The sequence below is a fragment of the Gemmatimonadota bacterium genome (assembly GCA_016713785.1).
Lineage (GTDB): Bacteria > Gemmatimonadota > Gemmatimonadetes > Gemmatimonadales > GWC2-71-9 > JADJOM01.
Map to the genome: position 1 here is coordinate 62,414 of JADJOM010000002.1, position 19,937 is coordinate 82,350.

The window sequence follows — 19,937 nt, forward strand, 5'->3', positions numbered from 1 at the left end:
CCCCCTACCGCTTCCTCCAGTACAGCCACAGCCCCAGCACCACGAACGCCAGCGCGCCCCCCACCACCTTGGCCTCGAAGGCCAGCACGCTGCCCTCCGCCGGCGGCACCATCGAGAGCCCCATCCCGAAGAGCGTGAGCCCGATCCCCGAGGCGCCGACGAACCAGCGCCGCGGGCCGCGGGCGGTGGGGCTCGGCTCGGCGCCGGTGAACTTCACGTAGCTCAGGAAGAGGTACAGGAAGGGGATGAAGTAGATGAGGATCATGGTATCGAGCATGACCAGGTAGGCCTTCTCGACGGTCGACCCCTTCCCCATGACGGCCACCACCAGCAGCACCGTGGCCACCCCCGCCTCCACCAGGATGGCCACGTAGGGCGTGCCCCAGCGGGGGTGCACCTTGCCGAAGGCCGGCGGGAAGTAGCGATCGAGCCCGATCATGAACGCGATGCGCGCCGGCCCGATGAGCCACGCCCCCACCTGCCCCAGGTTGCCGAGCACCACCGAGATCGCCGCCGCGGGCACGAGGATGCCGAGCAGCGGGCCCGCGTGCCCCACCCCCCGCTCGATGCCCTGCAGCAACCCCGAGACGATGTTGATCTCGCCCGCCGGCACCAGGATGAGCATGGCGGCGGTGCCCACGATGTAGATGCCGGCGATGAGCGGCGCCGCCACGAGGATGGCGCGCTTGAGGGTCCGGGCCGGGTCCTTGACCTCGCCCGCCATCACGGCGCAGAGCTCGATCCCCGTGAACGCGAAGGCGATCGACGCCCACAGGCTCAGGTCGGAGAGCTTCCCCGCCCTGGGGACCAGCGCCGCCAGCGAGAAGTCGTTGGCCGGACCACGCGTGGCCAGCACATACGCCGCGAGCCCCACCAACAGCACCCCGGGCAGGTAGGCGGCCACCGCGCCGGCATTCTGCAGCCACTTGCCGGTGCCCACGCCCACGATGTTGAGCAGCGCCGCGAGCCAGAGCAGCACCAGCGTGGCGGGGAGGAGGTAACCCCACGCCGTCTGCAGCGGCACGCCCGCCTCGCCGAGGGCGTAGGTGCCGATGGTGGCGGTGGCCAGCAGCAGGCTCGGGTAGTAGAGCAGGTTGTTGACCCAGTAGCACCAGCCGCAGAGGAACCCGTGCCCCGGCCCGAAGGCGCGCTTGGTCCAGAAGTAGATGCCGCCCTCTTCCGGGAACCGGGTGGCCAGCTCCACCGTGGCCAGACCCATCGGCACGAAGAAGAGCAGCGCGGCGCCGACCCAGAGGGTGAGCGCCCCCACCCCGTTGGCCGCCGAGGTGGCCAGCCAGCGGATGCTCAGGACCGCGACGACGTTGAAGAGGACGAGATCGCGCAGGCCGAGGCTGCGCTTGAGGTCGGGGGAGGGGGGGGCAGCGTCCACGGAGGTCTCGGAAGAAGGGGGAGGGGACCCGAGGGCTCGACCCTCAGCCGGCGGTCGATGGCCGGGAACGCGACCACGGAGACACGGCGCTGCTCCCCCGCAGCGGATCAGCCAAGGAACAGCTTCCTGGGATCGAGGACCTCGCGCAGGAGCCGCAGCTCCAGGGCGGTGGGCGGCGCCACCAGCGGGAGCGTGGCGCGCACCTGGAGCGGCCAGCCGACGTTGGCCTTCACGTCCTCCACCGTGACCCCCGGGTAGATGGCGGTGAGCACCATCTCGCCGGTGACGGGGTCATTCTCGAGGATCCCCTTGTCGGTGATCACCTTCACCGGGCCGGCGCCGGGCATCCCCAGCTCCTGGCGGGTCCTGCCCTTGCAGCGCTGGCCCGGGCTGGTCAGGAAGTCGAGCTCCGCCGGGAAGGCGCGGGGGTTGAGCCGGCTGATGATCAGCACCCGCTGGGCGTGCACCGCAATCTCCGCGGCGCCGCCGGAGCCGGGGAGCCGGACCTTGGGCTTGTCGTAGCCGCCGATGACGGTGGTGTTGATGTTGCCGAAGCGGTCCACCTGCGCGCCGCCCAGGAAGCCCACCTCGATCTTGCCGTTCTGCAGGAAGAGCTGGAAGACGTCGGCCATGGAGCAGACCATGAGCGAGCCGGTCACCAGCGAGGGGTCGCCGATCGAGACGGGGAGCCGCTCCGGCACCGCGCCCACCGCGCCCGACTCGTAGATCAGCACCAGGTCCGGCGCCTGCAGCGCGCGGGCCAGGTTGCAGGCCAGGTTGGGGAGCCCGATCCCCACGAAGGTCACCTCGCCGTCCTGGAGCTCCCGGGCGGCGACCGCGGCCATCATCTCCGACGGCGTGTACTCAGAAGCCATAGTTCACGCCCTCGCAGTAGTGGTCCTTGGCGGTGAGCCGGGACCGCAGCTCCGGCTGGCGGGCCATGTACTCGGCGCGGTCCTTCACGCCGTGCACCCACTGGTCGAGGTAGCCCTGCAGCTTCGCGGGGTCGCGGGAGATGTCCTCCCAGGCCACGTAGAAGTCGTTGTCCCGGTCGTAGTAGCCCTGGGCGTAGCTCGGGTGGCAGCCCCAGGGCTCCACCACGACCGCGTCGACGATCATGCCGGGGATCAGGGTGCGGTTGGGATCGGCGCGGATCACCGACTCATCCACCAGCTCCTCCACGACCACGATCACGCGCTCGGAGGCGAAGGCCGCCTCCTTCTGTACGCCGAGCAGCCCCCAGACCTGGGCGTTGCCGTTGGCGTCGGCCCGCTGGGCGTGGATCACGGTGACGTCGGGGTTGAGGGCGGGGACGGTGGCCAGCACCTCGCCGGTGTAGGGGCAGGTCACGGTGCGGATGCGCGGGTTCACCACCGGGAGGTCGGTGCCCATGTAGTTGCGCATGGTCCAGAAGGGGAGCCGCGCCGCGCCCGCCGACATCCGCGCCACCATGCCGAAGTGGCTGTACTCCTCGATCTCGAGCGCCGGGGTGCCCTTCTCGATCGCGCGGCGGAAGGCGTGCAGCGAGCCGGCGCCGGGATTCCCCGCCCAGGAGAAGACCAGCTTCCGGGCGCAGCCGGCGGCGATGAGCTGGTCGTAGATCAGGTCGGGGGTGAGCCGGGCGATGGTGAGGTCCTTCCGCCGCTGGCGGATGATCTCGTGCCCGGCGGCGAAGCAGATGAGGTGGGTGAAGCCCTCGATCACCACCGTGTCGCCGTCGCGCACCTGGGCGGCGATGGCGTCGTGCATGGATACGACCTTCGAATGCATGGCTGCCTAGTCTCCCGATCCGGATGCCGTTGGCGCCGCCTGTTCCCGCTCCACCGCCTCGACCAGCAGGTCCGCCGCCCCGGCCAGGTGCGCGGCCAGCAGCGCCCCGGCGCGCTCGCCGTCGCGGGCCCGCAGCGCGGCGAGGATCTCGCGATGCTCCCGCTCGAACCGGGCCCGGTGGGTGAGCATCAGGCCGTGGATGAGCCAGTAGCGATCGACCCGGCGCAGCACGCCGTCGATCAGCTCCTGCATCCGGGGCCGGTCCTCGAGGCCGTAGATGCGCTGGTGAAAGTCGACGTCGTGCGACCCCCACGCGGCGCCGTCCCCGGCCGCCTCCGCCGCCCCGAGGACCTGCGCGGCCTGGTCCAGCTGCGCGGGCGTGAGCAGCGGCGCCGCCCGGCGCACGGCGGCGGTTTCGAGGATGCCGCGGATCTCGTAGAGCTCGCGGATCTCGGCCGGGGTGAGCGCGCTGACCGTGGCACCGCGGTTGGGCTGGTAGGTCACCAGCCCCTCGGACTGCAGCTGCCGCAACGCCTCGCGCACCGGGATGTGGCTCACCTCAAGTTGCGCCGCGATCTCGTCCTGCGGGAGGGCCTCGTTGGCCCGGAGGTGGCCGCTGGTGATCGCCTCGCGCAGCACCTCGGCCACCAGCTCGTGCGTGGCGAGCTTGCGGCGACGGGGCAGGCGGGCGAGGAGCTGGTCGAGGTGCACGCGGCGGCGTCCGGAGGACGGGAAACGGGGAGCGGGAGCCGGGGGGCCGATTCCCTGCCAGTTGCGGAAAGATATATTATATATTATCCTCCCAAAGTCAAGCAGCACAACGTATTAATATACGCCGAGGTGCCCATGTCCGAGACCCGCGAACCGATGAAGGCCGGCCAGCCCATCCCGTATCCGCCGCGTCGCGAGTACGTGGAGCCGGACTGGACCCGCATCCCCGGCTACCGGGGGGTGCGCCGGGAGGACTGGGAGAGCGCCACCTGGCAGCGCAAGCACACGGTGAAGAACCTGCGCGAGCTCAAGGACGCGCTGGGCGCGCTGCTGCCCGATGACCTGGCGCAGAGCATCGCCACGGATATGGAGCAGCGGGCCACCATGTCCATGCTGATCCCGCCGCAGATGCTCAACACCATGAACGTGGCGGACCTGTGGGCCGACCCGGTGCGCCGCTACATGGCGCCGGCGCTGGCCGACCGGCTCACCGAGTGGGCCAACCATCCCAAGGCCTCGCGCGACAGCCTGCACGAGCACGACATGTGGGTGGCGGAGGGGCTGACCCACCGCTATCCCACCAAGGTGCTGGCGGAGCTGCTGGCCACCTGCCCGCAGTACTGCGGGCACTGCACCCGCATGGACCTGGTGGGCAACGACGTCCCCCAGGTGGAGAAGCTCAAGTTCGTCACCCCGCAGAAGGACCGGCACCAGCAGATGCTGGACTACCTGCGGAAGACGCCGAGCGTGCGGGACGTCGTGGTGTCGGGGGGCGACATCGCCAACCTGCACATCACCCAGCTCGAGCCGTTCGTCTCGGCGCTGCTCGACATCGAGAACATCCGCGACATCCGCCTGGCCTCGAAGGGGCTGGTGGGGCTGCCGCAGCACTACCTGCAGGACAGCGTGCTCGCGGGGCTGGAGCGCCTGGCCAGGAAGGCCTTCGACCGGGGCGTGGACCTGGCGCTGCACACCCACGCCAACAACGCCCAGCAGGTGACGCCGCTGGTGGGCCGGGCCACCAAGAAGCTGCTGGAGATCGGCTTCCGTGACGTGCGCAACCAGGGCGTGCTGCTCCGGGGGGTCAACGCCACCACCCAGGACCTGCTCGACCTCTGCTTCATGCTGCTCGATCACGCCAAGATCATGCCCTACTACTTCTACATGTGCGACATGATCCCCAACAGCGAGCACTGGCGGGTGGCGGTGTGGGAGGCCCAGCGGCTGCAGCACGACATGATGGGCTACCTGCCCGGCTTCGCTACGCCGCGCATCGTGTGCGACGTGCCCTTCGTCGGCAAGCGCTGGGTGCACCAGCTGGCCGGCTACGACCGCGACAAGGGCATCAGCTACTGGACCAAGAACTACCTCACCAGCATCGAGTGGGGCAACCACGCGGCGCTGTCCCAGCAGTACGAGTACTACGACCCGATCCATACCCTGCCCGAGTCGGGGCAGGCCTGGTGGCGGGCGCACCAGGCCGAGCAGGCCCGGCGCCACGACGCCACGCACGCGGTGCACGCCTAACCGCCGGGAAGCGGGAAGCGGGAAGCGGACCGACGCCGTCATCCCTTGCCTCCGTCCCCCGTTTCCCGTTTCCCGTTTCCCGTTTCCCGTTTCCCTTTTCCCTTTTCCCTTTTCCCTTTTCCAGCAGTCCGAAGGTGACGCCATGACCCAGCGTGACTACCCCCGGATCCTCACCCCGCCGCCGGGCCCCAAGGGCAAGGCGATCATCGACCGCGACGCGGCCTGGACCTCGACCTCCTACATCAAGGAGTATCCGCTGGTCATCGGCGGCGGCCAGGGCGCCATGGTCGAGGACGTGGACGGGAACCGCTACATCGACTACATGGCGGGCATCGCGGTGTCGGCCACGGGGTACAACCACCCCGCGGTGGTACACGCCATCAAGGCCCAGGCCGACAGGTTCCTGCACATCTGCGGCACCGACTTCTACTTCGAGGGCTTTGCCCGGCTGGCCGAGCGGCTGGCGCGGCTGGCCCCCGGCACCAGCCGCAAGCGGACCTTCCTGTCCAACTCGGGCACCGAGGCCATCGAGGGCGCCATCAAGCTGGCACGCTACCACACCCGGCGGCCGGCGCTGGTCTCGTTCCAGGGGTCGTTCCACGGCCGCAGCTACGGCGCGCTCAGCCTGACCTCCAGCAAGGCCCGCCAGCACAAGCACTTCGGCCCGATGCTGCCGGAGGTCTACCACGTGCCCTACGCCAACCCGTACCGCTCCGCGGACCCGATCGATCACTCCCTCTCCGCGCTGCACGACCTCTTCACCCGGCAGGTGGACCCGACCGACGTGGCCGCCATCTTCGTGGAGCCGATCCAGGGCGAGGGCGGTTACGTGATCCCGCCGCTGGGCTTCCTGCAGGCGCTGCGCGAGCTGTGTGACCAGCACGGCATCCTGCTCGTGGCCGACGAGGTGCAGAGCGGCGTGGGCCGGACCGGGAAGATGTGGGCCTGTGACTGGGAGGGCGTCGAGCCGGACATCCTGGTGAGCGCCAAGGGGCTGGGGAGCGGCATGCCGATCGGCGCGTTCGTGGCCCGGGAGTCAGTCATGACCTGGGAGCCCGGGGCACACGGCTCCACCTACGGCGGCAGCCCCACGGCGGTCGCCGCGGCGCTCGCCACCCTCGAGATCGTCGAAGGGATGCTGCCCCACGTGCAGGAGATGGGGGCCCGGATGCTGGCGCACGGCCAGCGGCTGCAGGAGACCTACGCCGTGATCGGCGACGTGCGCGGCCGCGGCCTGATGATGGGCGTGGAGTTCGTGAAGGACCGGGTCACCAAGGAGCCCTACCACGAGATCATCGACCGCATCACCGAGCGCGCCTTCCACAAGGGGCTGCTGCTTCTGGGCTGCGGCAAGAGCACCTTCCGGCTGGCCCCGCCGCTGGTGCTCGATGCCTACGACGTGGATACCGGGATGGGGATCCTCGAGGCGTGCCTGAAGGAAGAGGACTGAGAACCGCCGGGAAGCGGGAAAAGGGAAGGGGGAAGGCGAGATGAGCGCTCCTCGCCTTCCCCCTTCCCTTTTCACAGTTCCCTGCCCCTGCGCCGGTCTCAGCCCTCGACCACCGTCCGGCTCTGCTCCCGCATGAACTGCTGCACGTACCACGGCCCGCAGCCGCCCTTGCCGCTGCCACCGCTCCCCTTCCAGCCGCAGAAGGCCTGCGCCCCCGGCCAGGCGCCGGTGGTGGCGCCGCTGCGCTTGTTCACGTAGCAGACCCCCGCCTCCACCTCGTCGAAGAAGCGGTCGATCTCCTCCTGCTTCCTCGAGAAGAGTCCGGCGGTGAGGCCGAACTCCACCTTGTTGCTCTCGGCGAGGGCCTGGTCGAAGCTCGCCACCGGGGCGATGGCCAGGAACGGCGCGAACAGCTCCTCGAGGAACAGGGTGCTCTCGAGCGGCAGCTCGGCGATCGTCGGCGCCACGAAGTGGCCCTTGTCGAACACCTCGCCCCGGAGCCGGGTGCCGCCCAACAGCACCTTCCCCTCCCGCCCCGCCTGGGCCACGGCCTTCTCCCAGCGCTGCACCGCCTTCTCGTTGATCACCGGGCCGAACCAGACGTCACGCTTCGTGACATCACCCATGGTGATGGCCTTGGTCTTCTCGACGATTTTCTGCACGAACGCGGCGTAGACCTTCTGGTGCACGTACACCCGGCTGGTGGCGCTGCACTTCTGGTTCTGCAGCCCGAAGGCCGACTTCATGGCCCCCTCGGCGGCGGCGTCCACGTCCGCGGTGTCCATGACGATGGTGGCGTTCTTGCCGCCGAGTTCCATGAGGCAGGGCTTCACCCAGCGCTCGGAGAGGCCGTGGAAGATCTTCATCCCCACCGGCTTGGAGCCGGTGAAGACCACGCCCGCCGTCAGCGGGTGCTGCCACATCGCGTCGCCCATCTCGCGGCCGTGGCCGGTGACGAAGTTGAACGCCCCGGCCGGGACCCCGGCGTCGCGGTACGCCTCGTACAGCTTGAGGCCGGTCCACGGCGTATCCTCGGCCGGCTTGTAGACCACCGTGTTCCCCGACATCAGCGCGGCCGACGACATCCCCGTGGAGAGCGCCAGCGGAAAGTTGAACGGCGCGATGCAGGCAAAGACGCCGTAGGGCCGCAGCGTCTCGGTGTTCCGCTCGATCGGCGTCATCTTCGCCATCTCGCGGGTGAAGCCGTCGTGGTCCTCGACCTGCTGGCAGTAATAGTCGATCAGGTCGGCCGATTCCTCGGTGTCGCCCATGGCCTCGAAGCGGTTCTTGCCCACCTCGTAGCTCATGATGGCGCTGAGCAGGAACTTCCGCTCCCGGATGATCTCCGCCGCCCGGCGCAGGATCCGCACCCGCTCCCGCCATGGCAGCGCCGCCCACCCCTTCTGCGCGGCGTGGGCCGAGCGCACCGCCTGGTCCACCTGTTCGGGCCCGGCGCAGGCAAAGCGGCCCAGGATGAACCCGGTGTCAATGGGAGAGACGTCGGTGATCGGCTCCCGTCCGGGCACCTCCACCGGCTGGCCGCCGATGTAGAGCGGATAGCGCTTCCCGGCCTGGGCGCGCACCTCGGCGAGGGCCGCGTCGTAGGCGCGGTGGAACGCCTCCATGTCGACGTTGCTGGAGGTATAGGTGATCTTCTGCTGCGGGGCGGTGGCGGTCATGGGTCGATCCCGGGTGGCGCGCACAGCGGTGCGCGGGTACGGCCTGCTAGGCCTTGATCCTGCTGATCGTCTGCTCCAGCGCGGTGGTGAAGCGCCGCACCAGCTCGTCGATCTCGGCTTCCTCGATCACGAACGGCGGCGCCAGGCAGGAGAGGTCGCCATTGACGCCGTCGGCCTGGCCCATGTTGGCCCAGGTCATGAGCCCCGCGGCGAGCGCCTGCTCGCTGAAGGTCTCGGCGAACTTCTGCTTCCGCGGGAACGGGGCGCGGCTCCCCTTGTCCTGCACGAACTCGATGCCGGCCAGGAGCCCGCGCCCGCGGATGTCGCCCACGTGGGGCAGCTCGCGCAGCGGAGCGAGCTTGCGGTGGAACACCTCGCCCATCCGGCGGCAGCGCTCCACCAGCCCGTGCCGGTTGATGTACCGGACCGCGGCGAGCCCCGCGGCGGCGAGCACCGGGTGATGGCTGAAGGTCTGGGCGTGGAGCAGCGCGCCCGACCCCCTCGCGATCGGATCGAGCAGCCGGCGGGGCGCGGCCACCGCGGAGAGCGGGGCGTAGCCACCGGTGATGCCCTTGCCGAAGGTCATGATGTCGGGGACCACGCCGTACTGGTCGATAGCCGACCAGGTGCCGGTGCGGCCGGCGCCGACCAGGACCTCATCCGCGATGAACAGCACCTGGTGCCGGTCGCAGATCTCCCGCACCCGCTTGAAGTACCCCGGCTCGGGCACCGAGTGGCCGGTGCTGCTGCCGCCCACCGGCTCGGCGATGAACGCCGCGACGTTCTCGGCGCCGAGTTCCTGGATCGCGGCCTCGAGCGCCGCGCCGGAGCAGACCGGGCAGCTGCCCGCGCCGCCGAGCCAGCGGGCGGCGACCGAGCCGCCCTCGGGCGGGCGGGCGCGCGCCCCGGGGGCGACGGCGCCCCCCATGGCCGAGCCGCCGCATTCACAGCGGTAGGCATAGGGAGCGGGGATCCGGTGGATATCCACCAGCCACTCGCGATAGTACGTCTTGTAGTGCTCCCGGGCGGAGGCGGAGAGCGCCAGCAGGGTGTTGCCGTGGTAGGCCGGGAAGAGGGCGATGACCTTGTGCTTGGAAGGCTGGCCGGTCTCCACCCAGTACTGCCGCGCCAGCTTGAGCGCCGCTTCCACCGCCTCCGACCCGCTGCCCAGGAAGTACAGCTTGTCGAGGTCGCCGGGGAGGAGCCGGGCCAGCTCGTCGGCCAGGGCCTCCACCGGCTCGTTGGTGAAGGCGGTGCCGTTGAGGTAGGCCACCTTCGCCGCCTGCGCCGCCATCGCCTCGCCGATCTCCTTCACCCCGTGGCCCAGGTTGGCCACGAAGGCGCCGCCCGAGCCATCGAGGTAGCGGCGGCCGTCGGCATCGACGAGCCAGCAGCCCTCCCCGTGGGTGATGAGCGGAAACCGCCGGGTCAGCTTGCGGTAGAAGACGTGCGAGTCGGGGTACTGGTAGGCGGGCATAGGACCGGGAAATCTACCGAAACGCCCGGGAAACGGGAAAAGGGAAGCGGGAAGCGGCAACGGGGGAGGGGAAGGCGCAGTGCGCCGCAAGCCGGCCCCCTCCACGCGCGACTGCGCCCCTTCCCCCTTCCCGTTTCCCTCTTCCCCCCCAATGCCCCGATCCCTAGATGAGCCTCGCGCCGTTCGGCACCGGCCGCTCCGGGCGGGCCAGCACGATGGCGCCCGCCTCGTCGGCGAAGCCGGTGACCAGCACCTCGGAGCGGAACGGCCCGACCTGCTTGGGCGGGAAGTTGAGGACCGCCAGCACCTGGCGGCCCAGCAGGTCGTCCCGGGTATAGTGCACCATGATCTGCGCGCTGGATCGCCGGGTGCCGATCCCGGGGCCGAAGTCCACCGTCAGCTTCCAGGCCGGCTTGCGGGCCTCCGGGAACTCCTCGACCGCCACCACGGTGCCGACCCGGAGCTCCACCCGCTCGAAGTCCGCCCAGCTGATCGGCTCACTCACAGGTCGGGGCAGCCTTCCCGACGGCGGGTGTCGGCCAGCGAGATGATCTTCCACTCCGACCCTTCCTTGGCAATCAGGAAGGCGTCCACCCCGCAGTGACTCTTCTTGTCGCCCACGTAGAAGGTGTAGTCCATCCAGACCGCGGCGAGGGTGCCGTCCTGGTAGACGAGCTCGTGGGCCACCCGCTCGTCCCACACCTCGGCGTGCGGGGTGCCGACCGCCTTGACGAAGCCGTCGGGGCCGTCGTCCACCTGGATGGTGGCGGTCCCCTGCCGCATGAAGGAAGAGGCGAGGAACAGCTTCGGGTGGAAGGTGGAGCGCACCATGGCGCTGTCCCCGGCGCGCATGCCGTCGAAGAGGCGGCGGGTGACGGCGAGGATCGCGTCGCGGTCCGGCGCCTCCTGGGCGGCGAGCGGCGCCGAGAGCAGGAGCAGGCCGGCGAGGAGCGCGGCGCGGCGAACGAGAGTCATGGCAGGGTGACCGTGGTTGAGGGTGGGGGCTGTACGGCGCGGGGACGGCGGGTGTTTCCCGGCTAGTCGCGGAGCGCGGCGATGACCGCGGCCAGTTCGGCCACGTCGAGGCCGGCCCCGCCGGGGAGCCGCGGCCCGAGGTGCACCTCCGTCACGCCCGTCTCGGCCACGAGGCGCCTGACGGAGTCGTGCCGCACGCCGCCGCCGGCCAGGATCGTAACCGTGGCGCCGAAGCGGCGCTGCAGGGCGGCCAGCGCCGGCGCGCCGGCCAGCGCGGTGGCGGCGCCGCCAGAGGTGAGCACCCGTTCGATCCCGAGCTCCGCCAGGGTGGCCAGGGCCGCGCCCAGGTCCGGGGTGCGGTCGATGGCCCGGTGGAACGCCACGCCCAGGGGCCGGGCCCGCTCCGCCAGGCGGGCCACGGTCTCACGGTCCACCAGGTGATCCGGGGTGAGGCTGCCGAGCACCACGCCGTCGGCGCCCGCCAGCTTGAGGTCGCGCAGGTCGGCGAGCATGGCGGCCACGTCGCCATCGTCGTGCACGAACGAGCCCGGCCGCGGCCGCAGCAGCACCTGCACCGGGATCGTCACCCGCTCCCGCACCGCGCGGACCAGCCCCGCACTCGGCGTCACGCCCCCCTCCGCGAGCCCGGAGCAGAGTTCGAGCCGCCCGGCGCCGGCCCGCTCCGCCGCCACGGCGCCAGCCACCGACTCGACGCAGGCCTCGACCAGGATGAGGGACTTCATGAGTAGGGTTCCGTGGGCGGGGTCGGGGCGCGGGGCGCCCGGGATGAGGGCCGGGAGGCGCGCCTCCGCGGCACCGGCGGGGGCAAGTGTAGGGCCCGGCCCGCCGCGGGGCAACCGAGAGGGGCGAGGCCCCCGCGCCCGGCGCGGGGAGCGCGAGTCCGGTAGTGGAACGGGGCCCGGCGGCGCCCCTTGCCCGAGGTCCGGGAATGGGGCATCATGCCTCATCCCTACCCCAGAATCCCATGCGACTCCGCCTGCCGTTCCTGCTGGCCGCCATCGTCTGCCTTCCGCTCGCCAGCCAGGATGCCCCGCGCTCCATCACGGTGGCCGACCTGCACCAGTTCCGCGACGTGGGGGATCCCCAGCTCTCGCCCGACGGTGAGTGGGTGGCCTATACCGTCGGCACCACCCGGCTCGAGGCCGACGACCGCTCCAGCGACCTCTGGATGACGAGCTGGGACGGGCGGACCACCCTGCGCCTGACCACCACCGCCAAGGAGAGCGAGCACACGCCGCGGTGGAGTCCCGACGGGCGCTACCTGGCCTTCCTCAGCGGCCGCGGCGATGACGAGGGCGCCGACCAGCTCTGGCTGCTGCCCCGCGCCGGCGGCGAGGCCGAGCGGGTCTCGGAGATCAAGGCGGGCATCTCGGACTACGCCTGGTCCCCCGCGGGTGACCGGCTGGTGGTGGTCATCGAGGACGGCGATTCGGTGGAGACCTCGCGGCTCTTCCCCGATACCGTCACTCCGCCGCAGGAGCCGCCGGCGCCCGCCGATTCCGCCCCCCCGAAGACCAAGCCGCCGCTGGTGATCGACCGGTACTACTTCAAGGAAGACTACAGCGGGTACGTGCGCCGCAAGCGGTCGCACCTCTACCTGTTTACCCTGGCCGACCGGCGGCTGGAGCAGCTCACCTTCGGGCCGTACAACGAGCTGGCGCCCTCCTGGTCGCCGGATGGCCGCTACCTGGCCTTTTCGAGCAAGCGCGGCGCCGACCCCGACCGCGGCAACAACTACGACGTGTGGATCATCCAGGCCGACCGGGGCGCGGTGCCGCGGCAGCTGACCACCTACACCGGCCCGGACGGCGACCCGGACCGTGATCGTCCGATCGCCTGGAGCCCCGACGGGCATCGCCTGGCGTACATCCAGGGCGGCCCCGACTCGCTGATCTACTACGCAGGGCCGAACCTGGCCGTGCTGCCGTGGGGCGGGTCGGCGCAGCCGACCCTGCTGACCTCGAAGCTCGACCGCCACGTCAACCGCCCCACGTGGTCGGCCGACGGGACGTCGCTGTACTTCCTGCTCGAGGACGACCGCTCCGTCTACCTGGCGCGGATGCCGGCGGCCGGCGGCGCGGTGGAACGCCTGGCGGGGCAGGGCGCGACGGTCTACGACTATACCCTGGGGAAGTCGGGCCGGATCGCGGTGCTGGTGGACCAGCCGTCCCGGCCGGCCGAGGTCTACGCGCTCGAGAATGGGGCGCTGCGGCCGCTCAGCCACCAGAACGACTCCCTCCTCGCCACCCTCCGCCTGGCGCCGGTGGAGGACATCTCGGTGAAGAGCCCCGATGGCACCGTGGTGAACGGCTTCCTGATCCGGCCCATCGGCTACCAGCAGGGCATCCGCTACCCGACCATCCTCACCATCCACGGTGGCCCGGTGGGACAGTACCAGCGGGAGTTCGACTTCTACTGGCAGCTGCTGGCGGCGGAGGGCTACGCCGTGGTGGCGATGAACCCGCGCGGCAGCTCGGGTCGGGGCGAGAAGTTCTCGCTGGCCATCTGGGCCGACTGGGGCAACAAGGACGCGAAGGACGTGCTCGCGGGGGTGGACCACGCGGTGCGTGTCGGGGTGGCCGATCCTGACCGCCTGGGCATCGGCGGCTGGAGCTACGGCGGCATCCTCACCGACCAGGTGATCAGCCAGGACCAGCGCTTCAAGGCCGCCACGAGCGGGGCGGGGATGGGCAACGCCTTTGCCGGCTACGGCACGGACATGTACATCCGCGAGTGGACGGCCGAGGTCGGGACGCCGTGGAAGAACACCGCCACGTACCTCAAGCTGTCCTCGCCGTTCCTCCACGCCGACCGCATCAAGACCCCGACGCTGTTCCTCTGCGGCGAGCGGGACTTCAACGTGCCGCTGCTCAACTCGGAGCAGATGTACCAGGCGCTCCGCAGCCTCGGCGTCCCGACGCAGCTGATCATCTACCCCGGCCAGTTCCACGGCATCAGCAAGCCGAGCTACCAGCAGCACCGCTATGAGGCGTACCTGGCGTGGTACGCGGAGTACATCACCAAGCCGTAGCCCACGAGGCCCCGTCGACATGCAGCGTTCCGCCATCCCCATGCTCGGCAAGGTCGGATTGCCCGCACCGCTCGCCGACCTCGCCCGCCGCCGCTGGGACGCGATCATCGTGGGCGGGGGCCACAACGGCCTCACCTGCGCCTTCTACCTGGCCCGCGCCGGCCGGCGCGTGCTGGTGCTCGAGTCGCGGGAGCGGATCGGCGGGGCCTGCACCCTCGAGGAGACCTGGCCGGGCTACCGGGTCTCGCCCTGCGCCTACGTGGTGGGACTGCTGCACCACCGGGTGATCGAGGAGCTGCGACTCCCCGCGCGGGGGTACGAATGGACGCCCGCGATGGGCGGATACTTCGTCCCGTTCGAGGACGGCTCCAGCATCCAGCTGTGGGACGACGAGGCGAAGGCGGAGGCGGAGCTGCGCGCCTTCTCTCCGCGTGACGTCCGGGGCCGGCACGAGATGCACGGGCTGATGAAGAAGATCGTGTATGCCCTCCGCCCGATGGACGACGGCGACACTTGGCTGCACCGCGCCCCCTCCCGGGCCGAGATCGAGGCCCGGCTGGGCCACGACCCGGACGCGATCGGCCTCCTGTTCGAGTGGTCCATGGCGGAGCTGATGGACCGCTTCCTGGTGGACGAGCGGATGAAGATGGCCTACATGGGCCAGGGCGTGGTGGGCTCCGCCGCCAGCCCCTTCGATCCGGGGACGGCCTCCCTCTACTACCATCACTTCTGCGGCCGCCTGGACGGCGGGGAGCCCGGCGGCTGGGGCTACGTCAAGGGCGGGATGGGGATGGTGTCGTTCCTGATCCACGACGCTGCGGTGGAGGCGGGCGCGGTGGTGGCCGCGGGGGCTCGGGTGGCGCGAATCGTTCCCGGCGAGGGGGTGGAGCTGGCGGGCGGGGAGCGGATCCAGGCGCCGGTGGTGGTGAGCAACGCCGATCCCGTGGCCACGCTCGGGCTGCTGGGCGCCGCCGCCGACGCCGGCTGGAAGGCGCGGGTGGAGGCGGTGCCCATGCAGAGCGCCACCGTCAAGTTCAACGCGGCCCTGCGCGAGCTGCCCGACTTCACCGCCCGGCCAGGCACCCGCATGCCGCACCACCTGGCCACCATCAACACGCCGATCACCCGCGAGGAGTGGCGCACGGGGCACGCGGCCGCCATGGCGGGACGCCTGCCCGCGCGGGTGTGGACCGAGATCTACCTGCAGACCGCCTACGACCCCACGGTGGCGCCGCCGGGCCAGCACCTGATGAGCGTGTTCTCGCAGTACGTGCCCCACACCTTTGCGCAGGGCACGTGGGACGACCATCGCCAGGCCGCGGGGGAGGTGGTGCTCGGGTCCATCGCGCGGTTCTGCAGCAACCTCCCCGACGCCGTGATCGCCAGCGAGACCCTCGGCCCGCCTGACGTCGAGTCGCGGCTGGGCCTGACCGGGGGGCAGATCTTCCAGGGCGAGTGCCTTCCCCAGTACATGTGGCAGGGCCGGCTCACCTATCGCACCCCGATGCCGGGCGTCTACCTCTGCGGCGCCTGCACCTGGCCCGGCGGGAGCGTGATCGGCATCAACGGCCGCAACGCGGCGTACGAAGTGCTGGGGCTGCTGGACTAGGCGGCTCGGCGGCTCGGTGACCGAGCCCGCTTCGGGAGCGGCACAGCCGCGACCCGGGGGCGAGGGAATCCCCTTGGGGACGAACTTACGCGATGGGATCCACCATGCACACGCTGCTCGCCCCGCTGCTGCTGGCCCTGTTGGGCTCCCCGGCGCCGCCCGCCGTCGGGGCGCCCGATTCCACGATCGTGGTGCTGCTGGGGACCGGGATGCCGTATCCCGATCCCAAGGCGCAGGGCCCCGCCACGGCCGTGGTGGTCGGCACCCGCATCTTCCTCTTCGACGCGGGGCCCGGCGTGATGCGCCAGATGACCGCGGCGGGACTGCCCGTCCGCGGCGGGCCGGTCACCCGGCTCTTCCTGACCCACCTGCACAGCGACCACACCCTGGGCCTGCCGGACCTCATCCTCACCTCGTGGGTGATGGGCCGGCCGCGGCCGCTCGCGATCGTGGGGCCGCCCGGCACCCAGGCCATGACGGATCACATCCTCGCCGCCTGGGCCGAGGACATCACGGTCCGCACCGACGGACTGGAGCGCGCCATCCCCGGCGGCCAGAAGGTGGCGGTGCGCGAGATCAGCGGCAGCGTCACCGTCTACGACTCGGCCGGGGTGACCATCACCGCCGTGCCGGTCCCGCACGGCAACTGGAAGACGGCGTTTGCCTACCGGATCGACGCGCCGGGCAAGTCGATCCTCATTTCGGGCGATACCCGGCCCAGCGAGGCGCTGGAGCGCGCCGCCAAAGGCGTCGACATCCTGATCCACGAGGTCTATCCCGAGGTGCGCCTCAAGCCCGAGCCGCGCCCCGGTGGCGACGCCTGGCCCCGGTACATGAAGGCCTTCCATACCTCGGACCGCGAGCTCGGCGCCATCGCCCAGCGGGTCGGGCCGAAGCTGCTGGTGCTGTACCACGTGGTGCGCATGGGCGGGACCGACGAGGAGCTGCTGGCGGGCGTGCGGGCCGGCGGGTTCATCGGCCGGACGGTGGTCGGCAAGGACCTCAATCGCTACTAGGACGGCCATGAACCCGTTTCACCTGACCCTGGCCCAGGCCCTCTCCCGGATGCCCGGGCCCTATGGCGACCACTACGCCATCATGCTGGAGCGAGGCACCCTCGAGGTGGGCCTGTACACGCCCAAGGTGACCGACCCCCAGACGCCGCACACCCGCGACGAGCTCTACGTGGTGATGCGGGGAAGCGGCTGGTTCCGCAACGGCCCCGACCGGGTGGCCTTCGGGCCGGGCGACGTGCTCTTCGTGCCGGCACACCGGGAGCACCGCTTCGAGGAATTCACCGAGGACCTGGCGGTCTGGGTCATGTTCTACGGTCCGGCGGGCGGGGAGATCGGGCAGGGGCTCAAGGCGCCATGAGGGGGGCCGCCCCGACAGCTGGGACCGCGCGGCCCCCCGTGCCGGTCACCGGCCCGGCATGGGACTCGGCGGCAGCGGACGTCCGGACGTTCTTCGAGAAGACCGGCGGCGTCAACCCAGACCTGTCCCGGATTCCCCGGGTCAAACCGCCCCTCCGGGCCCTCCAGGTGGACCCCGAGGGGCGGCTCTGGGTCGCGGTCACGACATCTGACGCTGGCGTGACGTATGATGTGTATCGTCCGGACGGCCTGCCGCTGGCCAGCGTGCGGACGATGGCCGGCATCTCGCCCTACCACGGCCTCCGGTTCCTGGCCGGGCGGGTCTACGCGGTCGCCGCGGACGACACGCCGCGCGTCATCCAACTGCGCCTGACGGGAGCCCGGCTTGCCGGGACGGCCCGGGAACGGTAACCTCTGCCATGGCTCTGGAACCCACCCTCGATCGGGAGTATTATCTCTCGCCTGACAGGTTCCGCCAGGAACGGGAACGCATCTTTTCCCGGGAGTGGATGTGCGTGGGGCGGGAAGAGGAGGTGCCGGAGGCCGGCGACTACCTCCTCCTGGACCTGGCGGGGGAGCGGCTGCTCCTGGTGCGGGACCGGGACGGCCAGCTGCACGTGCACTACAACGTCTGCCGGCACCGGGGATCGGAGCTGGTGCTTGGGGTGGACCCGAAGCCGCAGGCCGGGAGCGCGGCCCGCCCCAGCGGGACCTTCGCCTCGGGCATCAAGTGCCCGTACCACGCCTGGACCTACCAGCTCGATGGCAGCCTGCGCACGGCGCCCTTCCTCGAGGACGGGGACGGCTTCTGCCGGGAGGACCTGCCCCTCTTCGGGGCGGCGGTAGAGAGCTGGGGCGGGTTCGTGTTTGTCCGGCTGGAGGACGCGCCGGCACCCGGCGCGCCGGTCCCGGGATCGCTGCGGGAGCAGCTGGGCGGGGCGGTGGAGCGGGTGCGCCGGTACCCGCTCGCAGAGCTGCGGATCGCCAGGCGGATCGTCTACGAGGTCGCCGCCAACTGGAAGGTCATCCTCGAGAATTACAACGAGTGCTACCACTGCGGCCCGGTGCACCCGGAACTCTGCCGGGTGGTGCCCGCGTTCAAGCAGAAGGGCGGCGCGGACCTGGACTGGGACCGGGGGGTGCCGCACCGGGAAGGGGCCTGGACCTTTACGATGAGCGGCACCACCAGCCGCCGTCCGTTCCCGGGCCTCAACGACGACGAGCTGATCCGGCACAAGGGCGAGCTGCTGTACCCGAACTTCATGCTCTCACTAGCCGCCGAGCACGCGGCGGCGTTCACCCTGTGGCCGCACGAGGCGGGCCGCACCACGGTGATCTGCGACTTCCTGTTCCACCCGGACGAGATGGCCCGTCCGGCGTTCGACCCGATGGATGCGGTGGAGTTCTGGGACATCACCAACCGGCAGGACTGGGTGATCTGCGAGAGCGTGCAGCGGGGCATGGGCAGCCGGAAGTTCACCCGGGGGTTCTACGCCCCGATGGAAAGCCTGAGCCTGGATATCCGGAACTACCTGACCGACCGCCTGCCGCCCGTGGGCGATGGACCGCCCTCGGCGCAACCTTAACCCGACCGACCCGACCATGGCTTCTCGATCGCGCACCACCAAGTCCGCCAAGACCGCCCGCCGCAGCCGGAAGCGCGCGGACGTCCTGACGCGGTTCTCCTCCACCCGCCAGCCCAGACGGTATGGCGGGGCAGCCGGCCGCAAGGGCAGCAAGAACCTGCAGGCCAAGCTCACCGAGGCCACGGTGCGGCAGGCCCGCGCCCTCTACAAGAAGGGCGCCCTCATCAAGGCGCTGGCCCGCAAGTACAAGGTCAACGCCTCCACCATGTCGCTGGCCGTGCGGGGCTTGACCTTCCGGCACGTGAAGTAGATTCCCCCGATGCTCCCCATCCACACCACCAGCGCCCTCTCGCTCGAGGGCGCGCGGCAGCTTGCCGACGCCGCCATCGCGTCGGCCCTCGCCCGGCAGGCCACCATCGCCGTGGCGGTGGTGAACCCCGCCGGCGGCCTCCTCCTGTTCCAGATCATGGACGGCACCCAGCCGGGCAGCGAGGACATCGCCATCCTCAAGGCCCGGAGCGCCGCGCGGATGCGCCGCTCCACCAAGGTGCTCGAGGACAGCCTGGCGGCCGGCCGCACCGGGTTCCTCTCCCTCCCCGGCATGCTGCTGCTCGAGGGGGGCGTCCTGGTCCGGGTGGGGGGCCAGATCGTCGGCGCGCTGGGCATCAGCGGGATGACGTCGGTGCAGGACGGCGAGGTGGCGGCCGCGGCGCTGGCGGCGGTCGGGGCCACCGGCTGAATGGCCACCGCGCTCGCCACCCTGGCCGGGGGCTGCTTCTGGTGCCTGGAGGCAGCCTTCCAGCCGCTGCGCGGGGTGGAGCGGGTCCAGTCGGGGTACAGCGGCGGCCACGTCCCCAACCCGAGCTACCGCGCGGTCTGCGAGGGTGACACCGGCCACGCCGAGGTGGTCCAGCTGACCTTCGACCCGGCCCAGATCGCCTACCGTGACCTGCTGACGGTCTTCTTCACCATCCATGACCCCACCAGCCTCAACCGGCAGGGCGCCGACGAGGGCACCCAGTACCGCTCCGCCATCTTCTGCCACGATGCCGGCCAGGCGCAGGCGGCCCGGGAGGTGATCGTGGAGCTGACCGCCGCGGGGATCTACGACGACCCGATCGTCACCGAGGTGGTGCCCCTCACGGCGTTCTATCCCGCCGACGCCTCCCACGACGACTACTACCGCCGCAACCCCAACCAGCCGTACTGCCGGGCGGTGGTGGCGCCCAAGGTGGCCAAGGTGCGCGCCCGGTTCCTGGAGCTGCTCCGCAAGGAGTAGCGTGGCGGGCAGGTGCCGACACGCCGAAGGGGGTGGAGCCGATGGCTCCACCCCCTTCT

At 71.0% G+C, this 19,937-nt stretch carries 20 protein-coding genes; 11 read left to right on the plus strand and 9 right to left on the minus strand.

What is annotated here, in order from left to right; all coding sequences use genetic code 11:
* Positions 1-4: 4 nt before the first annotated feature.
* The 4 genes from IPJ95_04690 to IPJ95_04705 form a co-directional block, all read right to left on the minus strand.
* Positions 5-1,390 carry an amino acid permease gene (locus tag IPJ95_04690; GenBank protein ID MBK7922917.1) on the minus strand — a complete coding sequence of 462 codons (1,386 nt, stop codon included), beginning with the start codon at positions 1,388-1,390 and terminating at the stop codon, positions 5-7.
* A 107-nt stretch (positions 1,391-1,497) separates the two neighbouring features.
* Complete coding sequence (locus IPJ95_04695) at positions 1,498-2,235, minus strand: CoA-transferase subunit beta (protein ID MBK7922918.1); 738 nt, start codon at positions 2,233-2,235, stop codon at positions 1,498-1,500.
* A 19-nt stretch (positions 2,236-2,254) separates the two neighbouring features.
* Positions 2,255-3,160: a CoA transferase subunit A gene (locus IPJ95_04700; protein MBK7922919.1), complete on the minus strand. Its 906-nt coding sequence runs from the start codon at positions 3,158-3,160 to the stop codon at positions 2,255-2,257.
* Positions 3,161-3,166: 6 nt separating this feature from the next.
* Entirely contained in the window at positions 3,167-3,871 is a 705-nt protein-coding gene (locus IPJ95_04705; GenBank protein ID MBK7922920.1) for a GntR family transcriptional regulator, read from the minus strand.
* Between the two features lie 156 nt (positions 3,872-4,027).
* On the opposite strand from IPJ95_04705, the gene IPJ95_04710 reads away from it, so the two are divergent.
* The gene (locus IPJ95_04710; GenBank protein ID MBK7922921.1) at positions 4,028-5,398 is read left to right on the plus strand and encodes a lysine 2,3-aminomutase; all 1,371 of its coding nucleotides are present in this window, start codon (positions 4,028-4,030) and stop codon (positions 5,396-5,398) included.
* A 142-nt stretch (positions 5,399-5,540) separates the two neighbouring features.
* Positions 5,541-6,848 (plus strand): acetyl ornithine aminotransferase family protein, encoded by a 1,308-nt coding sequence (locus tag IPJ95_04715; protein MBK7922922.1) that lies wholly within the window; start codon positions 5,541-5,543, stop codon positions 6,846-6,848.
* 98 nt (positions 6,849-6,946) lie between these two features.
* Here IPJ95_04715 and IPJ95_04720 read toward each other — a convergent pair whose 3' ends face one another.
* The 5 genes from IPJ95_04720 to IPJ95_04740 all read right to left on the minus strand — a co-directional run bounded on the left by IPJ95_04720 (position 6,947) and on the right by IPJ95_04740 (position 11,722).
* Complete coding sequence (locus IPJ95_04720) at positions 6,947-8,527, minus strand: aldehyde dehydrogenase family protein (protein MBK7922923.1); 1,581 nt, start codon at positions 8,525-8,527, stop codon at positions 6,947-6,949.
* 46 nt (positions 8,528-8,573) lie between these two features.
* Entirely contained in the window at positions 8,574-10,004 is a 1,431-nt protein-coding gene (locus IPJ95_04725) for an aminotransferase class III-fold pyridoxal phosphate-dependent enzyme (protein ID MBK7922924.1), read from the minus strand.
* A gap of 163 nt (positions 10,005-10,167) precedes the next feature.
* A complete protein-coding gene (locus IPJ95_04730; protein MBK7922925.1) occupies positions 10,168-10,509 on the minus strand; it encodes a tRNA-binding protein in 342 nt (113 codons plus the stop codon).
* A complete protein-coding gene (locus IPJ95_04735) occupies positions 10,506-10,979 on the minus strand; it encodes a nuclear transport factor 2 family protein (GenBank protein MBK7922926.1) in 474 nt (157 codons plus the stop codon). Before IPJ95_04735 ends, IPJ95_04730 begins: the two co-directional genes overlap by 4 nt.
* Before the next feature lie 62 nt (positions 10,980-11,041).
* The gene (locus IPJ95_04740; protein MBK7922927.1) at positions 11,042-11,722 is read right to left on the minus strand and encodes a copper homeostasis protein CutC; all 681 of its coding nucleotides are present in this window, start codon (positions 11,720-11,722) and stop codon (positions 11,042-11,044) included.
* 242 nt (positions 11,723-11,964) lie between these two features.
* Here IPJ95_04740 and IPJ95_04745 point away from each other — a divergent pair, with 242 nt between their 5' ends.
* The 9 genes from IPJ95_04745 to msrA all read left to right on the plus strand — a co-directional run bounded on the left by IPJ95_04745 (position 11,965) and on the right by msrA (position 19,878).
* Positions 11,965-14,031: a S9 family peptidase gene (locus IPJ95_04745; GenBank protein ID MBK7922928.1), complete on the plus strand. Its 2,067-nt coding sequence runs from the start codon at positions 11,965-11,967 to the stop codon at positions 14,029-14,031.
* Positions 14,032-14,050: 19 nt separating this feature from the next.
* A complete protein-coding gene (locus IPJ95_04750) occupies positions 14,051-15,640 on the plus strand; it encodes an NAD(P)/FAD-dependent oxidoreductase (GenBank protein ID MBK7922929.1) in 1,590 nt (529 codons plus the stop codon).
* Between the two features lie 104 nt (positions 15,641-15,744).
* Positions 15,745-16,656 (plus strand): MBL fold metallo-hydrolase, encoded by a 912-nt coding sequence (locus tag IPJ95_04755; GenBank protein ID MBK7922930.1) that lies wholly within the window; start codon positions 15,745-15,747, stop codon positions 16,654-16,656.
* Positions 16,657-16,663: 7 nt separating this feature from the next.
* Positions 16,664-17,014, plus strand: coding sequence for a cupin domain-containing protein (locus IPJ95_04760; GenBank protein ID MBK7922931.1), 351 nt, complete (start codon positions 16,664-16,666; stop codon positions 17,012-17,014).
* Between the two features lie 38 nt (positions 17,015-17,052).
* Complete coding sequence (locus tag IPJ95_04765) at positions 17,053-17,424, plus strand: hypothetical protein (GenBank protein MBK7922932.1); 372 nt, start codon at positions 17,053-17,055, stop codon at positions 17,422-17,424.
* Positions 17,425-17,432: 8 nt separating this feature from the next.
* Positions 17,433-18,599 carry an aromatic ring-hydroxylating dioxygenase subunit alpha gene (locus tag IPJ95_04770; protein MBK7922933.1) on the plus strand — a complete coding sequence of 389 codons (1,167 nt, stop codon included), beginning with the start codon at positions 17,433-17,435 and terminating at the stop codon, positions 18,597-18,599.
* A gap of 16 nt (positions 18,600-18,615) precedes the next feature.
* Positions 18,616-18,909 (plus strand): hypothetical protein, encoded by a 294-nt coding sequence (locus IPJ95_04775; GenBank protein MBK7922934.1) that lies wholly within the window; start codon positions 18,616-18,618, stop codon positions 18,907-18,909.
* Between the two features lie 9 nt (positions 18,910-18,918).
* On the plus strand, positions 18,919-19,338 hold the full coding sequence (locus IPJ95_04780; protein MBK7922935.1) for a heme-binding protein: 420 nt from the start codon (positions 18,919-18,921) through the stop codon (positions 19,336-19,338).
* Positions 19,339-19,878 carry a peptide-methionine (S)-S-oxide reductase MsrA gene (gene msrA / locus IPJ95_04785; protein MBK7922936.1) on the plus strand — a complete coding sequence of 180 codons (540 nt, stop codon included), beginning with the start codon at positions 19,339-19,341 and terminating at the stop codon, positions 19,876-19,878. It begins immediately after the preceding gene.
* Positions 19,879-19,937 lie beyond the last annotated feature (59 nt).